The organism is Azoarcus sp. CIB (assembly GCF_001190925.1).
Classification (GTDB): domain Bacteria; phylum Pseudomonadota; class Gammaproteobacteria; order Burkholderiales; family Rhodocyclaceae; genus Aromatoleum.
Genome location: NZ_CP011072.1, coordinates 4,179,755 through 4,201,363, shown reverse-complemented (window position 1 = coordinate 4,201,363; position 21,609 = coordinate 4,179,755). Strand labels below are relative to the sequence as shown.

Genomic DNA, 21,609 nt, shown 5'->3' with positions numbered 1-21,609 from the left:
CACGTTGAAGCGGGTTCCGTTGCAGGGTTCAGTGGCCGCCGCGGTTGCGGACCAGGTTCACAAGTTGCGCGAGCTCAACGGCGGAGCGCACTTCCATCTTCTCGAATACCTTGGAGCGGTGCGCTTCCACGGTGCGCATCGAGATGCACAGCTCGTCGGCGATAACCTTGTTGAACTTGCCGGCGAGGATCAGTTCCATGACTTCCTGCTCGCGCGCGGTGAGCAGGGCGAGGCGTGCCTCGACGGTTTCGCGCGTGGCTTCGGCGCGCTGGTTGTTGGCGTCGATTTCCAGCGCGCGCATGACGATGTCGACGAGATCGCTGTCGTTGAAGGGTTTTTCGATGAAGTCGAAGGCGCCTTTCTTCAGCGCGGCCACGGCCATCGGCACGTCGCCATGGCCGGTGATGAAAATGACCGGCAGCTGGTTGCCGCGCTGGCGCAGTACGTCGAAGCATTCCAGGCCGCTCATGCCTTCCATGCGGATGTCGAGCACGGCACAGCCGCGCCAGCCGGGCTGCAGCGCCGCGAGGAAGCTCTCGGCGCTCGGCCACGTGGCGCACGCGACGTCGCGCGTCTTGAACAGCCACTGCAGGGCGTCGCGGATCGCTTCGTCGTCGTCGATGATGTGGGCGCAGGGCTGGGTCATGGGGTTTCCACGGGTAGCGACAGGGTGAAGATGGTACCGCCGTCTGGGTTGGTTTCGAAACCGAGCCGGCCATGGTGCAGTTCGGCGATGGAGCGGCAGATGTTGAGGCCCATGCCCATGCCTTCGGCCTTGGTCGTGAAGAAGGGTTCGAACAGGCGGCGGCCGGTTTCGGCATCGATGCCGGTGCCGTTGTCGGCGACGCGCACGACGAGCGTGTCGCCCTCGCGCCGCGTGCCGACGCGCACGGTGCGCCGCGCGGGGGGATTGTCGCGCATGGCGTCCATGCCGTTGCGCACGAGATTCACGATGACCTGCTCGATCATCACGGGGTCGGCGGCGACGGGGGGAAGCGATTCCTCGAGTTCGGTCTCGATACGCATGCCGCGCTTGGTCGAGTCGGCTTCGATCAGGCCGATCGCCTCGCGGATCATCAGGTTGATGTCGAGCGGCTCGCGCTTGGGCTCGGAGCGGCGCACGAAATCGTGCACACGGCGGATGATGTCGCCGGCACGGCGCGCCTGCCGGCCGATGCGGTCGAAGATGTCCTTCAGTTCGCTGCGGTCGATGTCGGGCTGTTCGAGGCGGTTGAGGCAGCCGGTGTTGTAGCTGGCGATCGCGGCGAGCGGCTGGTTGAGTTCGTGGGCGAGGGTCGAGGCCATCTCGCCCATCGTGATCAGGCGGGAGGTGGCTTGCAGGCGCTCTTCCTGCTGGCGCGCGAGTTCTTCGGCGCGCTTCTGTGCGGTGATGTCGAGCATCGAACCCATCCATCCGGTGTGCCGGCCGGCGGCGTCGATCAGCGGGGCTTCGAAGATCAGCGCGTCGAAGCGCTCGCCGTTCTTGCGCCGCAGGCGGAGTTCGAAGCCTTCGGGAGACGCGTCGCCGCCGAGGATGCGGTCGTGGATTTCCTGCGTCTGCTGCAGGAACTCGGGGTCCCAGTACGGCATGGGCGGGGTGCGGCCGATGAGTTCTTCCGCACTGTAGCCGACCATCCTGCAGAAGGCGGGGTTGACGTAGGTGATGCGTCCGTCGAGGTCGCGTGCGCGCAGACCGGTGAGCATCGAGTCTTCCATCGCCCGCCGGAACAGGGATTCGCTGCGCAGGGCCTGTTCGGCCCGGTGGCGGCGTTGCAGTTCGTGGCGCAGTTGCAGCACGCTCCAGATCAGGATGCCGCCGAGCAGCAGGATGGAGCCGATCAGCAGGACCTGGACCCAGCGCGTTTCGCCCTGGTAGGCGGTGACCTGCAGCGTGAGGCCGCCGCCCGGGGGATCGAAGGCCATCGAGTAGCTCTGGCGGTCGGATAGCGGCGCAACCTTGGATTTCGAGACGAGCTCGCGTCCGTCGCTGTCGAGCACGCTCACGCGGTAGCGCTCGGCGAACCACCATGGCAGTTCTTGGGTGACGAGGTCGTGCAGCGAATAGACCCCCACCATTGCGCCGGCGAAGCCGTCCTCGGTATAGATCGGGACATGGACCTCGAACTGCTGGCGGTTGCCCGCAGCCGCATAGGCTTGGCCGTAGACCCGCCTTTCCAGCGCCTGGGCGAGCCGGAAACTGGAAGCCGACTGTTCGCCCAGCAATTCCCCGAGCATTTCTCCTTCGCCGATGGGCGGCAGGGCACCCTGCAGACGGCCCGCGGCGTCGAGCCACATCACGCGCACGAGGCCGTTTTCCGAGCGCACGAGCTGGCGCAGCGCGGCCGAGGCCTGCGGCTGGTGGCGATCGGCAGCAAGGATCTCCTGGCCGATCTGCGCAAGTTGCGACGCGTTGCGCTCGAGCTTGAACTGCAGGTTCTGCTCCATCCACAGCACGTCGCTGATGAGGGTGGCGCGCTGCTCTTCCTCGTCGTAGCTGCGCGTGAACCACACCAGCGCGGCGATCACCGCGAGGAACAGCAGCACCGTCAGGTAGGGCACCGCGGTGAGCCAGCGCTGCCGGGCGGACAGGGCGATCGTCTGGCGAGGGGTCATGTGCACACGTCCGTGTCCGGTGTTGTGGATGTCCACAATGTAATAGATGCGCGTGCCTTCATAGACTGATGAAAGTGTCCGGCGCTTTTGGTTGCTGCACGGCACCCGCCCGGACATGGGTCAGGTAAATAACTATGCAATTTGGAGGAGATAGGGAAATGAAGATCCGCGCCCTTTTCATCGGTCTTGTCGCCATGGGGCTTTCCGCTGCCGCGGTCGCCGCCGATCCCGTAGTCATCAAGTTCAGCCACGTCGTTGCCAACGATACGCCCAAGGGCAAGGCTGCAGACAAGTTCAAGGAACTCGCAGAGAAGTACACCAAGGGTGCCGTCAAGGTCGAAGTCTACCCGAACAGCACGCTGTACAAGGACAAGGAAGAAATGGAGGCGCTGCAGCTGGGCGCCGTGCAGATGCTCGCTCCCTCGCTGGCGAAGTTCGGCCCGCTGGGCGTGAAGGAGTTCGAGGTCTTCGATCTGCCGTACATCTTTGACGGCTACGACGATCTGCACAAGGTGACGATGGGCCCGGTCGGCAAGCAGCTCCTCGGCAAGCTCGAAGGGCGCGGCATCAAGGGCCTGGCGTTCTGGGACAACGGCTTCAAGTCGCTGTCGGCGAACACGCCGATCAAGGCGCCCGAGGACGTGAAGGGCAAGAAGCTGCGCGTGCAGTCGTCCAAGGTGCTCGAGGAGCAGATGCGCACGCTGGGCGCGATCCCGCAGGTGATGGCCTTCTCCGAGGTGTACCAGGCGCTGCAGACGGGTGTCGTGGATGGCACCGAGAATCCGCATTCGAACCTCTACACGCAGAAGATGCATGAGGTGCAGAAGCACATGATCCTGACCGACCACGGTTACCTGGGTTATGCGGTGATCACCAACAAGAAGTTCTGGGACGGCCTGCCGGCCGAGCTGCGTGGCCAGCTTGAGCAGGCGATGAAGGAGTCGACCGAGTTCGCGAACAAGATCGCGCGCGAGGAGAACGACAAGGCCCTCGAGGCAGTGCGCGCGTCGGGTAAGACCGCGATCTACAAGCCGACCGACGCCGAGAAGATGGCGTTCAAGAAGGCGCTCGTGCCGGTGCACAAGAAGATGGAATCGCGCATTGGCGCCGAGACCATCCAGTCCATCTACAAGGACACGGGGTTCGACCCGTCGAAGCTGTAACTCACCGTCGTAACGTAACGACCGCCAACTGATCCGGCAGGGACCCCGCTGCGCGCATGCGTGGCGGGGGCTTGCCGTGCGACGGGAGACCCCCATGCTTAAAGTGCTCGATCACATCGAGGAGTGGCTCATCACCTTCCTCATGGGCGCGGCCACGCTCATCATCTTCGTGTCCGTTGTCCATCGCTACGGCTCCGGCCTGTCCATTCCGGGCGTGCAGGACTGGCTGCTGTCCCTGCATTTCGGCTGGGCGCAGGAGCTCACCATCATCATGTTCGTGTGGATGGCGAAGTTCGGTGCCGCGTACGGCGTGCGCACCGGCATCCACGTCGGCGTCGATGTGCTCATCAACCGCCTGTCGGACGCCAATCGTGCCAAGTTCGTCGTCATCGGCCTCGGTGCCGGGGCGCTGTTCACCGGCATCGTCGGTACGCTGGGCCTGACCTTCGTGCTCGAGAACGGCGCGCATTACCAGTTCCTGACCTGGTTCGGCATGGATGTCGGCGACCTGTATGAAGGCCCGACGACGCCCGACCTCGAATGGCCGACCTGGATCGTGTATTCGGCGATTCCGCTCGGCTCCTACCTGATGTGCTTCCGCTTCCTGCAGGTGATGGTGTCCTTCCTCCGCACTGGCGAACTGCCGCACCATGACCACGGCCATGTGGACGGCATCGACGAGGAACACCTGCCGGTGGATGTGAACCCCTACGACATGGGCGACAACCTGCATCCGCACGACCTCAAGCACAAGCAGATGGGCGAGGACCGTACGAACGGCCAGGGAGGCAAGCAATGAGCGCCGCAATCATCTTCGTCATCCTGCTGGTGCTGATGCTCACCGGCATGCCGATCTCGATCTCGCTGGGTCTGACGGTCCTGACCTTCCTGTTCACGATGACCCAGGTGCCGATCGAGTCGGTCGCGCTGAAGCTGTTCACCGGCATCGAGAAGTTCGAGATCATGGCGATCCCGTTCTTCATCCTCGCCGGTAACTTCCTCACCCACGGTGGGGTGGCGCGGCGGATGATCAACTTCGCCACCTCGATGGTCGGGCACTGGTATGGCGGCCTCGGTCTCGGCGGCGTGATGGCCTGCGCGCTGTTCGCTGCGGTGTCGGGATCCAGCCCCGCGACGGTGGTCGCGATCGGCGCGATCCTGCTGCCGGCGATGGTGAAGCAGGGCTTCCCGAACAAGTTCGGCGCCGGCGTCATCACCACCTCCGGTGCGCTCGGCATCCTGATCCCGCCGTCGATCGTGATGGTCATGTACTCGGTGTCGACCAACACTTCGGTGGGTGCGCTGTTCATGGCGGGCGTCGTGCCGGGCCTGATGCTGGCCCTGTTCCTCGGCTTCACCACCTGGTACCGCGCGCGCAAGTTCGACTACCCGCGTCAGCCGAAGGCGAGCTGGATCGAGCGGCTGAAGGCGTTCAAGGAGTCCGCGTGGGGCCTGTTCCTGATCGTCGTGGTGATGGGCGGTATCTATACCGGCATCTTCACGCCGACCGAAGCGGCCGCGATGAGCGCGGTGTATGCGTTCTTCGTCGCGGTGTTCGTGTACAAGGACCTGCGCATGTCGGACGTGCCCAGGGTGCTCTTGAACTCCGCGAACATGAGCGCAATGCTGCTCTACATCATCACCAACGCGGTGCTGTTCTCCTTCCTGCTGACGCACGAGAACATCCCGCAGGAGATGGCGGACTTCATGATCGGCACCGGCGTGGGCGTGATCGGCTTCCTGATCATGGCCAACATCTTGATGCTGATCGCGGGCAACTTCATGGAGCCGTCGTCGATCGTGCTGATCCTGGCGCCGATCCTGTTCCCGATCGCGATCAAGCTCGGCATTGACCCGGTGCACTTCGGTATCATCATGGTGGTGAACATGGAAGTCGGCATGTGCCACCCGCCGGTGGGCCTCAACCTCTACGTCGCCTCGGGCATCACCAAGATGGGCATCACCGAGCTGACGGTCGCCGTTTGGCCGTGGCTGGTGTCGATGCTGATCTTCCTCGTCATCGTTACCTACGTGCCGTGGATCTCGCTGGCGCTGCCGAGGGCGCTCGGCATGATGTAGTGCCCGGTGCCCGACGGAAAAGCCCGCCCGTTCCGGCGGGCTTTTTTTCGTCGCTGCCAAGCTGGAGTAGACTGACCTATCGGCCGCGTGCGGCTCCCCCATCGTGAAAGGACGACTTCGCGCAAATGACGATCTACCTGAATGAAGAAGAGGTCGGCAGCCTGCTGGACATGCCGCTGGTGCTGGATGCCGTGGAGCAGGTCATGGCGGCCCACGGGCGCGGCGAAACGGTGGACTTCCCGCGCCAGCGCGTGCGCCTGCCGGCGTCGATGACGCATCTGCTGCAGGGCGGCGTGCCGGAGCTGAATCTCAGCGGTCTCAAGGTTTACACGTCTGCGGGCGGGCGCAACCGCTTCTGGGTTCATCTGTTCGATGCGACCAGCGGCGATCCGGTCGCGGTGCTGGAAGCGGACCGCCTCGGCATGATGCGGACCGGCGCGGCCGGCGGCGTGGCGACGAGGTGGCTGGCGCGGCCCGATGCGCGCGTGGCCGGCGTGTTCGGGTCGGGCTGGCAGGCGCAGGGGCAAGTGCTTGCGTTGTGCGCCGTGCGGCCGATCGAGCGCGTCAAGGTGTTTGCGCGCAACCCGGAGCGGCTGGCGACTTTCTGCGCGCAGATGAGCCGCGAGACCGGGCGCGAGGTGGTGCCGGCGGCCAGCGCCGAGGACACCGTGCGCGGTTCGGACGTGGTCGTGACGATCACGACCTCGCCCAAGCCGCTCTTCGATGCGAACTGGCTCGAGGAGGGTACGCACATCACCGCGGCGGGATCCAACAGCCTGGCCCGTCAGGAACTGTCCGAAGCGGCGGTGCAGCGCGCGGCAGTCATCTGCGTCGATTCGCGCGAAATCGCCGTGCGCGAGGCGGGCGACCTGATGCCGCTGCTGGAGAAGGGGCGCACGCAGCCGGGGCGCTGGGTGGAACTGGGCGAAGTGATCGCGGGCGTGCGGCCCGGGCGCACTTCGCCCGGGCAGATCACGTTGTTCGAGTCGCAGGGCATGGCGATCCAGGACATCGCGGTCGCGGCGCGTGTCGTCGCCCTCGCGCGAGAACGCGGCCTCGGCTGCGAGTTGCCGTACTGAGGGCGGGCCGGGGAGCCGACGGGTCATGTCTGCCGTTTCGCCGCTTCGCTTCGAGTTGTGCACGCGCAGCGATGTCGGGCGGGTGCGCAAGCGCAACGAGGATTCGCTCGCGGTCGACGAGCGTCGCGGGTGGGCGGTGCTGGCGGACGGCATGGGCGGCTATCGCGGCGGCGACGTCGCATCGCGGATGGCCGTGGAGACAACCGTGCAGCGCCTGCATGGCGATCTGGTCGCCCCCGATGACGGTGTGCCGGTGCGCGTCGCGGCGGTGCTGGAGGCCGCTGTGCACGATGCCAATGCCGCCATCCGCGCCGAGGCGGGGCGCGACCCCAATCTCTTCGGCATGGGCTCGACGCTGGTGGTCGCGGTGTTTCTCGCCGATTGCGTGCTGACCGTGCATGTCGGCGATTCGCGCATGTACCGGCTGCGCGGCGGTCTGCTGGAGCGGCTGACGCGCGACCACACGATGCTGCAGGAGCTGCTGGACGCCGGCATCCTCGCGCCGGAGGACGTCGCGCACTCGCAATTCCGCGGCCTGCTGACCCGCGGCCTGGGTGTCGCGTCACGGGTGCTGCCCGAGCCGGGAACCCATTCCGCCCGGCCCGGTGACGTCTTCCTGTTGTGTTCCGACGGGCTCACCGACATGCTCGACGACGGCGCGATCGCGGCGGTGCTACAGCCGGTCGAAGCGCTGGCGACTCGTCCCGAAGAAGCCGCCGACCGTCTCGTGGCGCTGGCCAACGCGCAGGGCGGGCGCGACAATATTTCCGTGATTCTGATGCGCATGGCGGCATGAGCGCCGCATGACGAAGGAAAGGTAACGATGCCGAAGCTCATCCTCAGCATGGACGGTCTGGTGCTCAAGGAAATCGCCCTCGACAAGGAGAAGATCTCCATCGGACGAAAGCCCAACAACGACATCCAGATCGACAATCTCGCGATCAGCGGCCAGCACGCGCTGATCACGACCATCCTGGAGGACTCCTTCCTCGAGGATCAGAACAGCACGAACGGCAGCTATGTGAATGGCCAGCCGGTGAAGAAGTGCGTGTTGCGCAACAACGACGTGATCGAACTCGGCAAGTACCGGCTCAAGTTCATCGCCGACGTGAAGCGCCGCGAGCGCGGGGATCGGGTGGAGCCGTCGGCGGCACTGCGCTCCTCGGCCGCGGGTTCATTCGCCGAGCAGCGCGGCGATGCGACGCAGATGCTGCCGCCGGATGTGCTCGCGAGCGTGACGGCGGAAGAGACCGACGACAACTCCCGGCTCGGGATCGTCAAGGTCTTGACCGGGCCCACGGCGGGTCGCGAACTCCGGCTTGCGAAGGCGATGACCACGCTGGGCAAGCCGGGCGTGCAGGTCGCAGTGATCACGCGGCGCCCCCAGGGGTATTTCATCGCCCATGCCGAAGGCGGGAGCTTTCCGCAGGTGAACAACCGCCCGATCGAGGCGGGTGCGCATGCGCTCAACGACGGGGACATTCTCGAGATTGCCGGCGTGCGCATGGCGTTCTCGCTCGCCGACTGAGCCCGGCCGTGTGCCTTAGTGCACGACGTTTCCGGAGGGTGGATGCTAGCGTATCGGGGACGAAAAACGAGCTGCCGAGATGTCGGGTCGAGCGGCGCTGCAAGCGCGGGGGACGATGAAGCTGAAGGTGCTGGGCTGCAGCGGAGGCATTGGCGGACCCGAGGCCCGCACGACCGCCTTCCTCGCCGACGATGACATCCTGATCGACTGCGGCACCGGGGTTGGTGACCTGGCGCTGGAGGCGCTTGCGGCCGTCGATCACATCTTCGTCACGCACTCGCACATGGACCACATCGCGGCGATTCCGCTGATTGTCGATGCGGTCGGCGAAATGCGCGGCGTGCCGATCACCGTGCATGCGATCCCCGAAGTCCTGCGCATCCTGCGCGCCCATGTCTTCAACTGGCTGATCTGGCCCGATTTCACCGCCATTCCCGATCGGCGCAGACCCTTCCTGCGATTTCAGGCGATCAAGGTCGGCGAGGAGGTCAGGCTCGGTACGCGCACGATCACTGCGCTGCCGGCGCTGCACAGCGTGCCCGCGGTGGCCTATTGCCTCGACAGCGGGAACGGCCAGCTGGTGTATACGGGGGACACCACGTACTCGCCCGAACTGGTGGCGGCAATCAATGCCTGCCGCGACCTGCGCCACCTGATCATCGAAACCGCTTTTTCCGACGAGCAGCACGGACTCGCGCTCGCTGCACGCCATATGAGCCCGAGCATGGTGGCTGCGTTCCTCGACGAAATCGCGCGTACACCCGAAGTGCATATCAGCCATATCAAGCCGGGGCAGGGCGAGCGCGTCATGGCGCAGATCGCGGCCGCGGGGGCGCGTCTGCACGCGACCGCGTTACGACAGGGGCAGGTCATCGAGTTCTGATTCTCGCGCTGCCCGGGTATCGCTAGAATGGCCGGTTCCGAATGCTTGCCATTCAACCGTCCCGCACAGCAGGTACCCGCATGTCCATCAGCACGACGCAAGGAAGACCCGGAGCCGGGGGAGAGGTCGCGACGCGGCTGGCCTTCTTCAAGGGCCTGCAGGCGATCACCGCCCGTATCCACGCGAGCAAGGATATCGACGAGATCGTGTCGGACTTGTCGTCTGATCTGTGCGCCCTGTTTGCGGCCGAGCGCCTGTCGTTTTTCGTCGTCAACGCAAGCGGCTCGCATTTGGTGGCCCGGGTCAAGACCGGCCGCGGAGCGGCGCCGGGCGCACGCCTGCCGATCGACGAGAGCAGCATTGCGGGTTACGTTGCGCTGACCCGCGAGGCGCTCAATCTGCATGACGTCTATGATGCCGTCGAGCTTGCCGCGATCTCGCCGGCGCTGCGTTTTCGCACCATCAGCGACAACCTTGCCGGGGTGCGCACGCGGCAGATGCTGTGCGCGCCGATCGTCGATCCGAACAGCGACAAGCTGCACGGCGTCATCCAGGTGATCAATCCGCTGAGTGGTGCCGATTTCTCGTCCGTCGCGAAGGAAGGCCTGCTGGGGCTGGCGCAGACGCTCGGCGTGGCCTTCGCGCAGCGCAGCAACGCGCCGGCAGCGCTGCGCTCGCGCTACGACGCGCTGATTGCCGACGGGCGCATCGTCGCGGGCGAGATGGATGACGCGATGCGTATCTCGCGCGAGACCGGGGCCCACGTCGAGGACGTGCTGGTGGAAAAATATGGTCTCAGCCTGCCGCTGATCGGCGATGCGGCCGCGCGCTTCTTCAACGTCGCGTACGAGCCGTTCCGCTCCGATCGCGTCAAGCAGATGGACCTGCTGCGCAACATCAAGCGCGAATACGTACAGCAGAACCAGTGGCTGCCGCTGGAGGAAACCGACGAGGGCGTCGTCCTGCTCACCTACGATCCCGAGCAGGTGCGCGTGTCGCGCGTTGCCGAGAACGTGTTCCCGCGGAAGAAGCTCGCTTACCGCGTGACGACGCACTGCGAGTTCGAGCAGACCGTCGACAATTATTTCGAGCCCACGATCGAGAGCGGTTCGGTCGATGACCTGCTGCACGACCTCATGGACGACGAGCAGGATGGCTCCGTCGCCGACGACGTCTCCGCGGCGGCCGACAACGAGCTCGTGAAGCTCGTGAACAAGATCATCATCGACGCGCACCGCCAGGGCGCCTCGGACATTCACATCGAGCCGCGGCCGGGCAAGGAAAAGACGCTGATCCGCTTCCGCAAGGACGGCACGCTCGTGCCCTACATCCAGATCCCGGCGAGCTACCGCAACCCGCTCGTCACGCGCATCAAGATCATGTGCGACCTCGACATCTCCGAGCGCCGCAGGCCGCAGGACGGCAAGATCAAGTTCCGCAAGTTCGCGCCGCTCGACATCGAGCTGCGCGTCGCCACGGTGCCGACCGCGGGCGGGATGGAAGACGTCGTGATGCGCCTGCTCGCCAACAGCGAACCGCTGCCGCTCGACAAGCTCGGGCTCAGTCCGCACAACCTCGCGCGCCTGAAATCGGTGATCGTGAAGCCCTACGGCCTGTTCTTCGTGTGCGGCCCGACCGGCTCGGGCAAGACGACGACGCTGCATTCCATCCTCGGGCACATCAACACGCCCGAGACCAAGATCTGGACCGCCGAGGATCCAGTCGAAATTACGCAGAAGGGCCTGCGCCAGGTGCAGGTGAACCGCAAGGCGGGGCTGGATTTCGCGACGATGATGCGCTCCTTCCTGCGTGCCGACCCGGACGTGATCATGGTCGGCGAAATGCGCGACAAGGAGACCGTCTCGGTCGGCATCGAGGCTTCGCTCACCGGCCACCTCGTGTTCTCGACGCTGCACACGAACAGCGCGCCGGAATCGATCGTGCGCCTGCTCGACATGGGCATGGATCCGTTCAATTTCGGCGACGCGCTGCTCGGCGTGCTCGCGCAGCGCCTCACCAAGCGCCTGTGCAAGTGCAAGGAGGCCTATCGGCCGGACGACGCCGAGGTGCAGCAGATCCTCGACGAGTACTGCGAGGACATGGTGGGGACGCCGGATTTTCAGGCCGATCCGGCGGCGGCGCGCGCGGCGGTGCTGGCCCGGCTGAAGGCCGAGCATGGCGATGCCGACGGCCAATTCACGCTGTACCGCCCGGTGGGCTGCACCGAGTGCAACGGCGGCTATCGCGGGCGCGTCGGCCTGCACGAGCTGATGGTCGCCTCGAACGAGGTCAAGCGACTGATCCAGGAGCGCGCGCGCGTCGCGCAGTTGCTGGCGCTCGCGCTTGCGGAAGGCCTGCGCACGCTGCGCCAGGACGGCATCGAGAAGGTCTTGGCCGGCGTCACCGACATGGAGCAGGTGCGGCGCGTGTGCGTGCGATGAGCTGTCGCGATCGGGGGGAACCCCGAGGGCGCGCGGGTTGCCTGAGCGGTTAGAATCGCGCCAGCCCAACAGGAGAACACGACAATGTACCGCATCGCTCCCAGCCTGCTTTCGGCCGACTTCGCCCGCCTCGGCGAGGAAGTGCGCAACGTCATCGCCGCCGGCGCGGACTGGATCCATTTCGACGTGATGGACAACCATTACGTGCCGAACCTCACGATCGGCCCGCTGGTGTGCGAAGCGATCCGCCCGCACACCACGGCGCCGATCGACGTGCACCTGATGGTGAAGCCGGTCGACCGCATCATCCCCGACTTTGCCAAGGCCGGCGCCAACGTGATCACCTTCCACCCGGAAGCCTCCGACCACATCCACCGCACGCTCGCGCTGATCCGCGACCACGGCTGCAAGGCGGGCCTGGTGTTCAACCCGGCCACCACGCTGCACTACCTCGACCACGCGCTCGACAACATCGACATGGTGCTGCTGATGAGCGTGAACCCCGGCTTCGGCGGGCAGAAGTTCATACCCGGCACGCTCGCCAAGCTGCGCGCGACGCGCGAGCGGCTGGATGCCTACGAGGCGGCCACCGGACGCCACATCCAGCTGCAGATCGACGGCGGTGTGAAGGTCGACAACATCGCCGAGATCGCCGCCGCGGGTGCCGACACCTTCGTCGCCGGCTCGGCGGTGTTCGGTGCCGGGCAGGACAGCGATCCCAACCGTTACGACAGCGTGATCGCCGCGCTGCGCGCCGAGCTCGCCAAGGTCGGGCAGTGAGCGGATCAGTGAGCCTCGCGCGCTTCCCGGTGCGGGCGGTGCTGTTCGACCTCGACGGCACCCTGCTCGACACGATCCACGACCTGGCCGACGCGGCCAACCTGATGCTCGCCGAGATGGGCCGTGCGGCGCGCCCGCTCGAACAGATCCATTCCTTCGTCGGCAAGGGCATCCCCAACCTCGTGCGCCGCTGCATGACCGAGGATGCCGAGGCGGGCGAGGAGGAGATCGAGCAGGCGGTCGTCGTGTTCAGGCGGCATTACGCCGTCGTAAACGGTCGCAGCACGCGCATCTACCCCGGCGTGGTCGAGACGCTGGAGGCGATGCGCGCGATGGAGCTGCGCCTGGCCTGCGTCACGAACAAGGCCGAGGCCTTCACGCTGCCGCTGCTCGAGCGCATGGGCCTGACGCCGTATTTCGCTGCGGTCGTCAGCGGCGACACGCTGCCGGTGAAGAAACCCGACCCCGCGGTGCTGCACCACGCGTGCGAGCTGCTGGGCGTGCGGTCGCCGCAGGCGCTGATGATCGGCGATTCGGCCAACGACGCGCTCGCCGCCCGCGGCGCGGGGATGCCGGTGCTGCTCGTGACCTATGGATATAGCGAAGGCATGCCGGTGGACACCATCGAATGCGATGGGCTACTATCGATCGCTACCGGGGCGCTCGACCGCATCGAAGCGGCGTGAAACTCCGGCGCATCTCGGCAAGACTCGCCGCAAGACACCATCATCCGATCGAGACATCGTGATCTACAGGAACCGGGATTCGGTAAAGGAAAGCACCCAGTTTGTCGCCGCGCAACTGCGCTGGCGCGGCTGGCGCTCGTGGCCTGCGGGCCACTGATACGCGAATGCTTCGCGGGCGACGACTTGCCCGCACCCCTTGCCGAATAGAACCGTTTTCCGTGGAGTCTCCATGCTTGAGCAGGAATTCAACGCGCTGGCCGCGCAGGGCTACAACCGCATCCCGGTCACGCTCGAAACCTTCGCCGACCTCGACACGCCGCTGTCGATCTACCTGAAGCTCGCCAACGAACCGTATTCCTACCTGCTCGAATCGGTGCAGGGCGGCGAGCGCTTCGGTCGCTACTCGATGATCGGGCTGGCGGCCTCGACGCGCATCGAGGTGTATGGCCGCTCGGCGCTGCTGCTGACCGGCAACCGCCTCGTCGAGCGGCGCGACTACGGCGACCCGCTGAACTACGTCGCCGAGTTCATGGAGCGCATCAAGGTGCCGCCGCGCGACGGCCTGCCGCGCTTTGCGGGCGGCCTGGTCGGCTGTTTCGGCTACGACACCGTGCGCTACATCGAGCCGCGCCTCGCCCACGCGCAGAAGCCGGACACGATCGGCACGCCGGACATCCTGCTGCTGCTGTCCGAGGAAATCGCGATCGTCGACAACCTCTCGGGCAAGCTCACGCTGGTCGTGTATGCCGAGCCGGAAGTGCCGGGCGCCTTCAAGCGCGCGAAGAAGCGCCTGCGCGAACTCCTCGCGCGGCTGCGCGCGCCGGTGCAGATCCCCGAGGACATGCACGTCGAGCCGCAGCCGGCGGTGTCGAGCTTCGGCGAGGAAGCCTTCAAGGCGGCGGTGAATCGCGCCAAGCAGTACATCGTCGACGGCGACATCATGCAGGTCGTGCTGTCGCAGCGCATGAGCAAGCCCTACGCGGCGAGCCCGATGGCGCTGTACCGCGCGATCCGCTCGCTGAACCCCTCGCCCTACATGTTCTATTTCAACTTCGAGGACTTCCACGTCGTCGGCGCGTCCCCGGAAATCCTCGTGCGCCTCGACGAGGACGGGCAGGGCAAGCGCGTCACGGTGCGCCCGATCGCCGGCACCCGGCCGCGCGGCGCGACGCCGGCCGAGGACGACGCGCTGGAAGCCGACCTGCTCGCCGACGAGAAGGAGCGCGCGGAGCACCTGCAGTTGCTGGACCTCGGGCGCAACGACGCGGGGCGCGTTGCCGAGACGGGCAGCGTCCGGGTGACCGACCAGTTCACGATCGAGCGCTATTCGCACGTGATGCACATCGTGTCCAACGTCGAGGCGCGCCTGAAGGACGATCTCAACGCGCTGGCGGTGCTGCGCGCGACCTTCCCCGCGGGCACGGTGTCCGGTGCGCCCAAGCTGCGCGCGATGGAGATCATCGACGAACTGGAGCCGGTCAAGCGCGGCGTCTATGCGGGCGCGGTCGGCTACATCGGCTTCCACGGCGACATGGACCTCGCGATCGCGATCCGCACTGCGGTGATCAAGGACGGTCACATCCATGTGCAGGCCGGTGCCGGCATCGTCGCCGACTCCAATCCGGATGCCGAATGGACGGAGACGCAGAACAAGGCGCGGGCGATGCTGCGTGCCGCGGAAATGGCGGAATCCGGGCTCGATACCCGCATCGACTGAACCTGCGGAGCGGTGGCCGACGCGCCGCCGTGTTCCCCGTCCGGCGCGCTCCGCGTGCCGACGCGCAAGAAGGAATGCATCCATGCTGCTGATGATCGACAACTACGACAGCTTCACCTACAACCTCGTGCAGTACTTCGGCGAGCTCGGCGCGCAGGTGAAGGTGTATCGCAACGACGAAATCACCCTCGAACAGATCGCGCTGATGAAGCCCGAGCAGCTCGTGATCTCGCCCGGACCCTGCACGCCGGCCGAGGCCGGTATCTCGGTGCCGGCGATCCGCGAGTTCGCCGGCAAGATCCCCCTCCTCGGCGTGTGCCTCGGCCACCAGAGCATCGGCGCGGCCTTCGGCGGCAAGATCGTGCACGCCAAGCGCCTGATGCACGGCAAGACCTCGCCGGTACATCATCAGGACGTCGGCGTGTTCAAGGGCCTGCCCAACCCGGTGACCTGCACGCGCTACCATTCGCTGGCGATCGAACGCGAGAGCCTGCCCGACTGCCTCGCGGTGACCGCCTGGACCGACGACGGCGAGATCATGGGCGTACGCCACAAGACGCTCGCGGTCGAGGGGGTGCAGTTCCACCCCGAGTCCATCCTGACCGAACACGGCCACGCGATGCTCAAGAATTTCCTCGATCAGAGCCGCGAGAATTGAAAGCTCAGGTGACAACCGAGGTGAACCCGAGCGCACGCTCGTGGTCTGCGTGAACAGACAAGGATTGCCATGACGATTACTGCCCAGGAAGCGCTGCAGCGCACGATCGACCACCGTGAGATCTTCTACGACGAGATGCTGTCGCTGATGCGCCAGATCATGGCCGGCGAGATCTCGCCGGTGATGACCGCGGCGATTCTCACCGGCCTGCGCGTGAAGAAGGAGACGATCGGCGAGATCTCCGCCGCTGCGACCGTGATGCGCGAACTGTCGACCAAGGTGCAGGTCGCGGGGCCGGACCAGAACTTCCTCGACATCGTCGGGACCGGCGGCGACGGCGCCAACACCTTCAACATCTCGACGACGACGATCTTCGTCGCCGCGGCGGCCGGCGCACGCGTCGCCAAGCACGGCGGGCGCAGCGTATCGTCGAAGAGCGGCGCCGCGGACGTGCTCGAGGCGCTGGGCGTGAAGCTCGGCGCGACGCCCGAACAGGTTGCGGCCTCGATCGAAGCGACCGGCATCGGCTTCATGTTCGCACCGGCCCACCACAGCGCGATGAAGAATGTCGCGCCGGTGCGCCGCGAGATGGGCGTGCGCACGATCTTCAACATCTTGGGCCCGCTAACGAACCCGGCCGACGCGCCGAACACGCTGATGGGCGTGTTCCACCCGGATCTCGTCGGCATCCAGGCGCGCGTGATGCAGCGTCTGGGCGCGAAGCACGTGCTGGTCGTCTATGGCATGGATGGCATGGACGAGGTGAGCCTGGGCGCCGCGACGATGGTCGGCGAACTGAAGGACGGCGAGGTCCGCGAGTACCAGATCCATCCCGAGGACTTCGGCATGGCGATGGCCGGCACGCGAAACCTTCAGGTGCAGAGCGCCGAGGAATCGAAGGCGGTGCTGCTCGGCGTGCTCGACAACAAGCCGGGCCCGGCGCGCGACATCGTGATCCTGAACGCGGGGGTGGCGCTGTACACGGCGAATCTCGCCGACTCGATAGCCGACGGCATCGTGCGTGCGCGCGAGATCATCGCCAGCGGCGCGGCGCGGGCGAAGCTCGAGGAGTTCCTCGCGTTCAACCGCCAGTTCGCGTGAGGCAGGCACTAGCATGAGCGATATCCTGAACAAGATCCTCGCCGTGAAGGCCGAGGAAGTGGCGGCGGGCAAGGCGGTGCGTCCGTTGGAGCGCGTGCGTGCGGAGGCCGAGATTGCGCCGGTTGCGCGCGATTTCGTCGGTGCGATGCGCGCGAAGATCGCCGCCGGCGACGCCGCGGTGATCGCCGAGGTCAAGAAGGCGAGCCCGTCGAAGGGCGTGATCCGTGCGGACTTCCGCCCGGCCGAGATCGCGGTGCAGTACGAGCGCGCGGGAGCAGCCTGCCTGTCGGTGCTGACCGACCGGCAGTTCTTCCAGGGGGCTCCCGACTACCTGCAGGCGGCGCGTGCGGCGTGCGCCCTGCCGGCGCTGCGCAAGGACTTCCTCGTCGACGCGTGGCAGGTGTACGAGGCGCGCGCGATGGGCGCGGACGCGATCCTGCTGATCGCGGCGGCGCTGGATCTCGCGCAGATGCAGGAGATGGAGGCGATCGCGACGAGTCTCGGCATGGCCGTCCTCGTCGAGGTGCACGATGCGGCCGAGCTCGACGTCGCGCTGCAGCTCGCGACCCCGCTCGTCGGCATCAACAACCGCAACCTGCGCAGCTTCGAAGTCAGCCTGCAGACGACGCTGGACCTGCTGCCGCGCGTCCCTGCCGGCCGCATCGTCGTCACCGAGTCCGGCATCCTCAAGCCGCAGGACGTGGCGCTGATGCGGTCGAACGCCGTGCACGCCTTCCTCGTCGGCGAAGCCTTCATGCGTGCGCCGGATCCGGGCGAGGAGTTGCGCGCGCTGTTCGGCTAAGCGGAGCGACGCATGACGTCGCCGGTCCCCGCCAAACCGGTTCGCCCGCGCCGACGGCCGGCGCGGCTGTGGCTGGCGGCGCTCGCGTTGCCGGTGCTGGTCGCACTGGCGGCGGCGTGGCTGGTGCTGACCGAATCCGGCCTGCGGGCGGCCGCCGTCCTTGCGAGGGTGCTGAGCGGCGGACAGGTGGCGCTGGACTCCCCGGCTGGTCGCCTTGCGGGACCGCTGCGCATCGGGGTGCTGAGCATCGACGGCCCAGACCTGCGCCTGCGGGTCGAAGGGCTTACGCTGACCTGGCGTCCGGGCGCCTTGTTCGATGGCGGCATCGCAATCGACGAACTCACGGCCGAGCGGGTCGACATCGCCACACGTCCGCAGGATGAACTCCCGCAGCGGACGCCGCCCGAATCCCTCGTGCTGCCGGTTTCCCTGGCGGCGCAATCGCTCGGCATCGGCCGGCTCGCGGTGCACGAATGGACGGACGGCGAACTTGCCGCTGCCGGGTCCGTGTTCGAAATCGCCGACCTCGCGGCCCGCGCACGCAGCGACGGCGGCCGCCATCGCATCGAATCCCTTGCAGCGACCCTGCCCTTCGGGCGGGCCGAGTTTGTCGGCGAGATCGATGGACGCGCGCCGTTCGCACTGTCTGCGAGCGCGGCGCTGACCGTGACGAACAACGGGCACGAATACCGGTTGCAGCTCGTCGCGACCGGCGATCTGCTTGCGCCGCAACTGCGGATCGGGGCCGAAGGGGCGGGGTTGAGCGGCGACGGCGAGATGCTTGCATCTCCGTTCGAGGCGGTGCCCTTGCGCCGGCTGCGCCTCGCGCTGGGCGATCTCGACCCGGCCGTGTTCGAGCCTTCCGCGCCGCGCGCGGCGCTGCGCATTGCGGCGGACCTGTCGGCGCAGGGCGAGGGGCAGGGGGGCTGGGGATTGTCGGGGCCGATAACGATCGAGAATCTTCATCCCGACGCGATCGACCGGCAGGGCTTGCCCTTCACGAAGCTTGCCGCACGGCTGCTCTGGACGCCCGAGCGGGTGCGGGCCGAAGACCTGGTCCTGCAGATGGCGGGGGCGGGGCGGGTTACCGGCGCCGTGGAGTGGCGGCCGGGGGGGCGCGGTGCGGTAGTGGCCGAGGGTGCGGACGCGGCAGCAGCGGCGCCCCCTGCGGCCGACCCGCTCGGCCGCCTGAGCGCCACGCTGCAGCTGGCGGGTATCGAGCTGCAGCGCGTGGACGGACGTCTGCCGCCCTCGGTGCTGGTCGGCCGGCTGAACGCCGACGGCGACCGCGAGCGCCAGAGCGCGGAGCTCGATTTGCGCGTCAAGGACATGCGCATGCGTGCCCAGGCGGTGGTGACCGCGCAGGGGGAGGCCGGGGTGCGCAGCCTCGCCGCGAGCGGCGACGTGTCGTCCTTCGATCCCCGCATCTTCATCGCCGACGCCCCCGAGGCGAAGCTGAATCTGGATTTCCGCCTCGGCGCGACGCTGGGCGAGGTAGCCCGTTACGAGACGGCCGTCGACCTGAAGCCGGGACAATTGCGCGGCAAGCCCGTGCGCGGCAAGCTGCGCGCGGTCGTGGAAGCGGCGCGCCTTGCCGACGGGGAGCTGGACGTTGATCTCGCCGGCAACCGCGTGCGCGCGCGCGGTGCCTGGGGCGCACCCCGGGACGTGCTGAAGGTGGATGTGGACGCGCCGGCGCTCGCGGCGCTCGATGCGCGGCTCGGCGGCCGGCTGACGTTTGCGGGAAGCCTTTCCGGGGGCGCGGCTCAGCCGGCCGGCAGCGTGAAGTTCGCGGCCGAGGCGCTGCGCCTGCCGGGCGACGTCCGCATTGCGTCGGCCGACGGCGAGGGGGCGCTCGCGGCAGGGGCGGACGGCGAGGTCCGGCTTGCGATGGGGCTGCGGGGGGTCAAGTCCGTCGCCCGCGACGCGCAGCCGCCGCCGACCGGTGGGCGCGCCGCCGACGAGCCGGACTGGGTGACGGAGGCGAGCCTGCGGATCGGCGGGACCCGGCGTGCGCATGCCGTCGATGTCGTCGCCACCGGTCTGGGGGGGGGCAGCCTGCGCCTGCGGCTGGAAGGCGGCCTCGCCGGCGACGCGCCGGATGCGCGCACGGCCGACGGAACCGTCCCCTGGCGCGGACGTCTGGCGACACTGGAAACGGGGGGGCGCTGGCCCACGCGCCTGACCGCGTCTGCGTCGCTGGAGCTTGGACCTCAGCGCGTGCTGCTGGGCGCGGCGGCGCTCGATGCCGGCGAACGCGGGCGCATTCGCCTGGATGAAACCAGCTGGTCGCCGCAGCGCATCGTCGCGCGCGGTTCCCTGACGGGTCTCACCTTCGGCCTGGTGGCGCGTCCGGACGGACGTCCGCGTCGCGGGCCGGGGCCGCTGGTGCTCGGGGCGGAATGGAACCTGACGCTGGGCGAAGTGGCGCAGGGTTCGGCGCGCGTGTTCCGCGAGGCGGGCGACCTCACCGTGACCGGCGAGATCCCGGCGCGCCTGGGACTGGAGCATCTGGAGGCGCGCCTCGGGGCCCACGACAACCGCCTCGCGCTGGCGCTGGAGGCGCGCGGCAGCGAGCTGGGTGAACTGGCCGGTGCCGCGACCGCACAGGCGGAGCGCACGCCGGGTGGCGGCTGGCGTCTCGCTCCAGATGCGGCGCTGCTCGGCTCGGCACACCTGGCGATGCCGTCGGTGGCCTGGGTCGGTCGGCTGATGCAGGAGAACGTCGTCACCGGCGGCAGCCTCGGTGCGAGCCTGGCGCTCGCCGGCACGCCGGCCGCACCGCGGGCGAGCGGCACGATCACGGGGCGCGAGCTGTCGCTGGCGCTGGTGGATCAGGGGCTGCACCTGTCGGGCGGGGATCTGCTCGCGGAGTTCGATCGCGACCGCCTGCGGCTCGCACGCCTCGAGTTCGCATCGCCCAACCGGGTGCGTCCGCGCGACTCCCGCCCCCCGGTGGCGCGGCTCACGGCCACGCCGGGGCGTCTCAGCGCGAGCGGCGAGATCGCGCTGGACAGCGGCAAGGGCCATTTCGTCTTCGACGCGGAGCGACTGCCGATCCTGCAGCGCAGCGACCGCTGGCTGATCCTGTCCGGCGTCGGTGCGGCCAACAGCACCTGGACGCACGTGGACCTTGCGGCGAACCTGAGCGCCGATGCCGGCTACATCGAGCTGGCCGATACGCCGGCGCCGAGTCTCTCGGACGACGTCGTGATCCTCGGCCGCGAACCGCGCACCAGCGGCGGCGGGGTGCGTGTCGCGGCCGACGTCGCGGTGGCGCTGGGGGATCATTTCTACCTGTCGGCGCTGGGTGTGGATACGCGCCTGACCGGGGGGCTGCGCCTGCGCCTGCGCGATGGCGTGCCGCCGAGCGCGATCGGCACGATCGCGACGGCCGGCGGGACCTACCGCGGCTATGGCCAGTTGCTGGCGATCGAGCGGGGGCGGATCAACTTCCAGGGCGCGCCCGACAACCCCGGCCTGAACGTCGTCGCGTTGCGCAAGGGCCTGGCGGTCGAGGCGGGCATCGAGATCGTTGGCAGCGCGCGGCGCCCGCGCATCCGGCTGGTGTCGGAGCCGAACGTGCCGGACCCCGAGAAACTGTCGTGGATCGTGCTCGGGCGTGCGCCGAGCGCGGGCGGCGGCGGGGACATGGGTTTGCTGCTGCCGGCGGCGCAAGCCCTGTTGGGCGGGTCGGGCGGCGGCATGACCGAACAGCTGTCGCGCAGCCTCGGCTTCGATGAATTGTCGATCGGGCAGGGAGAAGTTGGCGGTGTCACCCGAACGGCCACCAGCCGCGTTGTCGGAGAAGGTACCATCGTAAGCGGTGGCGACAACGTCGGCGGGCAGGTCCTGACGCTGGGCAAGCGTCTGTCGTCGGACCTCGTCCTGTCCTTCGAGCAGAGCCTGGGCGGGGCCGAAAGCCTCGTCAAGCTGACTTACCAGCTCAGTCGCAGGGTGTCGCTGGTGGCGCGCGGCGGGAGCGACAACGCGGCCGATATCTATTACACGATCTCGTTCGAATGACGGGAATCGCGGCCCGTCGATGCTGTCATAGTCGCGAGATCGAAGGAGGCGGA

The 21,609-nt window shown here is 67.5% G+C and carries 17 protein-coding genes; 15 read left to right on the top strand and 2 right to left on the bottom strand.

Annotation, left to right across the window (positions count from 1 at the left end; all coding sequences use genetic code 11):
- Window positions 1-28 precede the first annotated feature (28 nt).
- Window positions 29-646 (bottom strand): response regulator transcription factor, encoded by a 618-nt coding sequence (locus AzCIB_RS18775; RefSeq protein ID WP_050417292.1) that lies wholly within the window; start codon window positions 644-646, stop codon window positions 29-31.
- Complete coding sequence (locus AzCIB_RS18770) at window positions 643-2,613, bottom strand: two-component system sensor histidine kinase NtrB (RefSeq protein WP_050418453.1); 1,971 nt, start codon at window positions 2,611-2,613, stop codon at window positions 643-645. Before AzCIB_RS18770 ends, AzCIB_RS18775 begins: the two co-directional genes overlap by 4 nt.
- 158 nt (window positions 2,614-2,771) lie before the next feature.
- Between AzCIB_RS18770 and AzCIB_RS18765 the strand changes: the two genes are divergently transcribed.
- The 15 genes from AzCIB_RS18765 to AzCIB_RS18695 all read left to right on the top strand — a co-directional run bounded on the left by AzCIB_RS18765 (window position 2,772) and on the right by AzCIB_RS18695 (window position 21,556).
- Window positions 2,772-3,776, top strand: coding sequence for a TRAP transporter substrate-binding protein (locus tag AzCIB_RS18765; RefSeq protein ID WP_050417291.1), 1,005 nt, complete (start codon window positions 2,772-2,774; stop codon window positions 3,774-3,776).
- A gap of 94 nt (window positions 3,777-3,870) precedes the next feature.
- On the top strand, window positions 3,871-4,575 hold the full coding sequence (locus tag AzCIB_RS18760) for a TRAP transporter small permease (protein WP_050417290.1): 705 nt from the start codon (window positions 3,871-3,873) through the stop codon (window positions 4,573-4,575).
- Window positions 4,572-5,855 (top strand): TRAP transporter large permease, encoded by a 1,284-nt coding sequence (locus tag AzCIB_RS18755; RefSeq protein ID WP_050417289.1) that lies wholly within the window; start codon window positions 4,572-4,574, stop codon window positions 5,853-5,855. The genes AzCIB_RS18760 and AzCIB_RS18755 overlap by 4 nt, the downstream gene beginning before the upstream one ends.
- Window positions 5,856-5,980: 125 nt before the next feature.
- Window positions 5,981-6,934 carry an ornithine cyclodeaminase family protein gene (locus tag AzCIB_RS18750; protein WP_050417288.1) on the top strand — a complete coding sequence of 318 codons (954 nt, stop codon included), beginning with the start codon at window positions 5,981-5,983 and terminating at the stop codon, window positions 6,932-6,934.
- Window positions 6,935-6,959: 25 nt separating this feature from the next.
- Complete coding sequence (locus tag AzCIB_RS18745; protein WP_050417287.1) at window positions 6,960-7,730, top strand: PP2C family protein-serine/threonine phosphatase; 771 nt, start codon at window positions 6,960-6,962, stop codon at window positions 7,728-7,730.
- A 27-nt stretch (window positions 7,731-7,757) separates the two neighbouring features.
- The gene (locus AzCIB_RS18740; RefSeq protein ID WP_050417286.1) at window positions 7,758-8,462 is read left to right on the top strand and encodes an FHA domain-containing protein; all 705 of its coding nucleotides are present in this window, start codon (window positions 7,758-7,760) and stop codon (window positions 8,460-8,462) included.
- A 115-nt stretch (window positions 8,463-8,577) separates the two neighbouring features.
- Complete coding sequence (locus AzCIB_RS18735) at window positions 8,578-9,345, top strand: 3',5'-cyclic-nucleotide phosphodiesterase (protein ID WP_050417285.1); 768 nt, start codon at window positions 8,578-8,580, stop codon at window positions 9,343-9,345.
- An 80-nt stretch (window positions 9,346-9,425) separates the two neighbouring features.
- Window positions 9,426-11,786, top strand: coding sequence for a GspE/PulE family protein (locus AzCIB_RS18730; protein ID WP_050417284.1), 2,361 nt, complete (start codon window positions 9,426-9,428; stop codon window positions 11,784-11,786).
- 84 nt (window positions 11,787-11,870) lie between these two features.
- Complete coding sequence (gene rpe / locus AzCIB_RS18725; RefSeq protein ID WP_050417283.1) at window positions 11,871-12,566, top strand: ribulose-phosphate 3-epimerase; 696 nt, start codon at window positions 11,871-11,873, stop codon at window positions 12,564-12,566.
- An 8-nt stretch (window positions 12,567-12,574) separates the two neighbouring features.
- Window positions 12,575-13,252 carry a phosphoglycolate phosphatase gene (locus AzCIB_RS18720; RefSeq protein ID WP_050417282.1) on the top strand — a complete coding sequence of 226 codons (678 nt, stop codon included), beginning with the start codon at window positions 12,575-12,577 and terminating at the stop codon, window positions 13,250-13,252.
- A 229-nt stretch (window positions 13,253-13,481) separates the two neighbouring features.
- A complete protein-coding gene (trpE, locus tag AzCIB_RS18715) occupies window positions 13,482-14,969 on the top strand; it encodes an anthranilate synthase component I (protein WP_050417281.1) in 1,488 nt (495 codons plus the stop codon).
- Window positions 14,970-15,051: 82 nt separating this feature from the next.
- Window positions 15,052-15,627, top strand: coding sequence for an aminodeoxychorismate/anthranilate synthase component II (locus tag AzCIB_RS18710; protein ID WP_050417280.1), 576 nt, complete (start codon window positions 15,052-15,054; stop codon window positions 15,625-15,627).
- A 69-nt stretch (window positions 15,628-15,696) separates the two neighbouring features.
- Window positions 15,697-16,728 carry an anthranilate phosphoribosyltransferase gene (gene trpD / locus AzCIB_RS18705; protein ID WP_050417279.1) on the top strand — a complete coding sequence of 344 codons (1,032 nt, stop codon included), beginning with the start codon at window positions 15,697-15,699 and terminating at the stop codon, window positions 16,726-16,728.
- 13 nt (window positions 16,729-16,741) lie between these two features.
- Window positions 16,742-17,530, top strand: a complete 789-nt coding sequence (gene trpC, locus AzCIB_RS18700; RefSeq protein WP_050417278.1) for an indole-3-glycerol phosphate synthase TrpC — start codon at window positions 16,742-16,744, stop codon at window positions 17,528-17,530.
- Window positions 17,531-17,542: 12 nt separating this feature from the next.
- Window positions 17,543-21,556 (top strand): translocation/assembly module TamB domain-containing protein, encoded by a 4,014-nt coding sequence (locus tag AzCIB_RS18695; protein ID WP_050417277.1) that lies wholly within the window; start codon window positions 17,543-17,545, stop codon window positions 21,554-21,556.
- Window positions 21,557-21,609 lie beyond the last annotated feature (53 nt).

Bases quoted from the DNA above. Each gene is read 5' to 3' on its own strand.
- AzCIB_RS18775 (WP_050417292.1), bottom strand. From the start codon at position 646: ATGACCCAGCCCTGCGCCCACATCATCGACGACGACGAAGCGATCCGC.
- AzCIB_RS18770 (WP_050418453.1), bottom strand. From the start codon at position 2,613: ATGACCCCTCGCCAGACGATCGCCCTGTCCGCCCGGCAGCGCTGGCTC.
- AzCIB_RS18765 (WP_050417291.1), top strand. From the start codon at position 2,772: ATGAAGATCCGCGCCCTTTTCATCGGTCTTGTCGCCATGGGGCTTTCC.
- AzCIB_RS18760 (WP_050417290.1), top strand. From the start codon at position 3,871: ATGCTTAAAGTGCTCGATCACATCGAGGAGTGGCTCATCACCTTCCTC.
- AzCIB_RS18755 (WP_050417289.1), top strand. From the start codon at position 4,572: ATGAGCGCCGCAATCATCTTCGTCATCCTGCTGGTGCTGATGCTCACC.
- AzCIB_RS18750 (WP_050417288.1), top strand. From the start codon at position 5,981: ATGACGATCTACCTGAATGAAGAAGAGGTCGGCAGCCTGCTGGACATG.
- AzCIB_RS18745 (WP_050417287.1), top strand. From the start codon at position 6,960: ATGTCTGCCGTTTCGCCGCTTCGCTTCGAGTTGTGCACGCGCAGCGAT.
- AzCIB_RS18740 (WP_050417286.1), top strand. From the start codon at position 7,758: ATGCCGAAGCTCATCCTCAGCATGGACGGTCTGGTGCTCAAGGAAATC.
- AzCIB_RS18735 (WP_050417285.1), top strand. From the start codon at position 8,578: ATGAAGCTGAAGGTGCTGGGCTGCAGCGGAGGCATTGGCGGACCCGAG.
- AzCIB_RS18730 (WP_050417284.1), top strand. From the start codon at position 9,426: ATGTCCATCAGCACGACGCAAGGAAGACCCGGAGCCGGGGGAGAGGTC.
- rpe (WP_050417283.1), top strand. From the start codon at position 11,871: ATGTACCGCATCGCTCCCAGCCTGCTTTCGGCCGACTTCGCCCGCCTC.
- trpE (WP_050417281.1), top strand. From the start codon at position 13,482: ATGCTTGAGCAGGAATTCAACGCGCTGGCCGCGCAGGGCTACAACCGC.
- AzCIB_RS18710 (WP_050417280.1), top strand. From the start codon at position 15,052: ATGCTGCTGATGATCGACAACTACGACAGCTTCACCTACAACCTCGTG.
- trpD (WP_050417279.1), top strand. From the start codon at position 15,697: ATGACGATTACTGCCCAGGAAGCGCTGCAGCGCACGATCGACCACCGT.
- trpC (WP_050417278.1), top strand. From the start codon at position 16,742: ATGAGCGATATCCTGAACAAGATCCTCGCCGTGAAGGCCGAGGAAGTG.
- AzCIB_RS18695 (WP_050417277.1), top strand. From the start codon at position 17,543: ATGACGTCGCCGGTCCCCGCCAAACCGGTTCGCCCGCGCCGACGGCCG.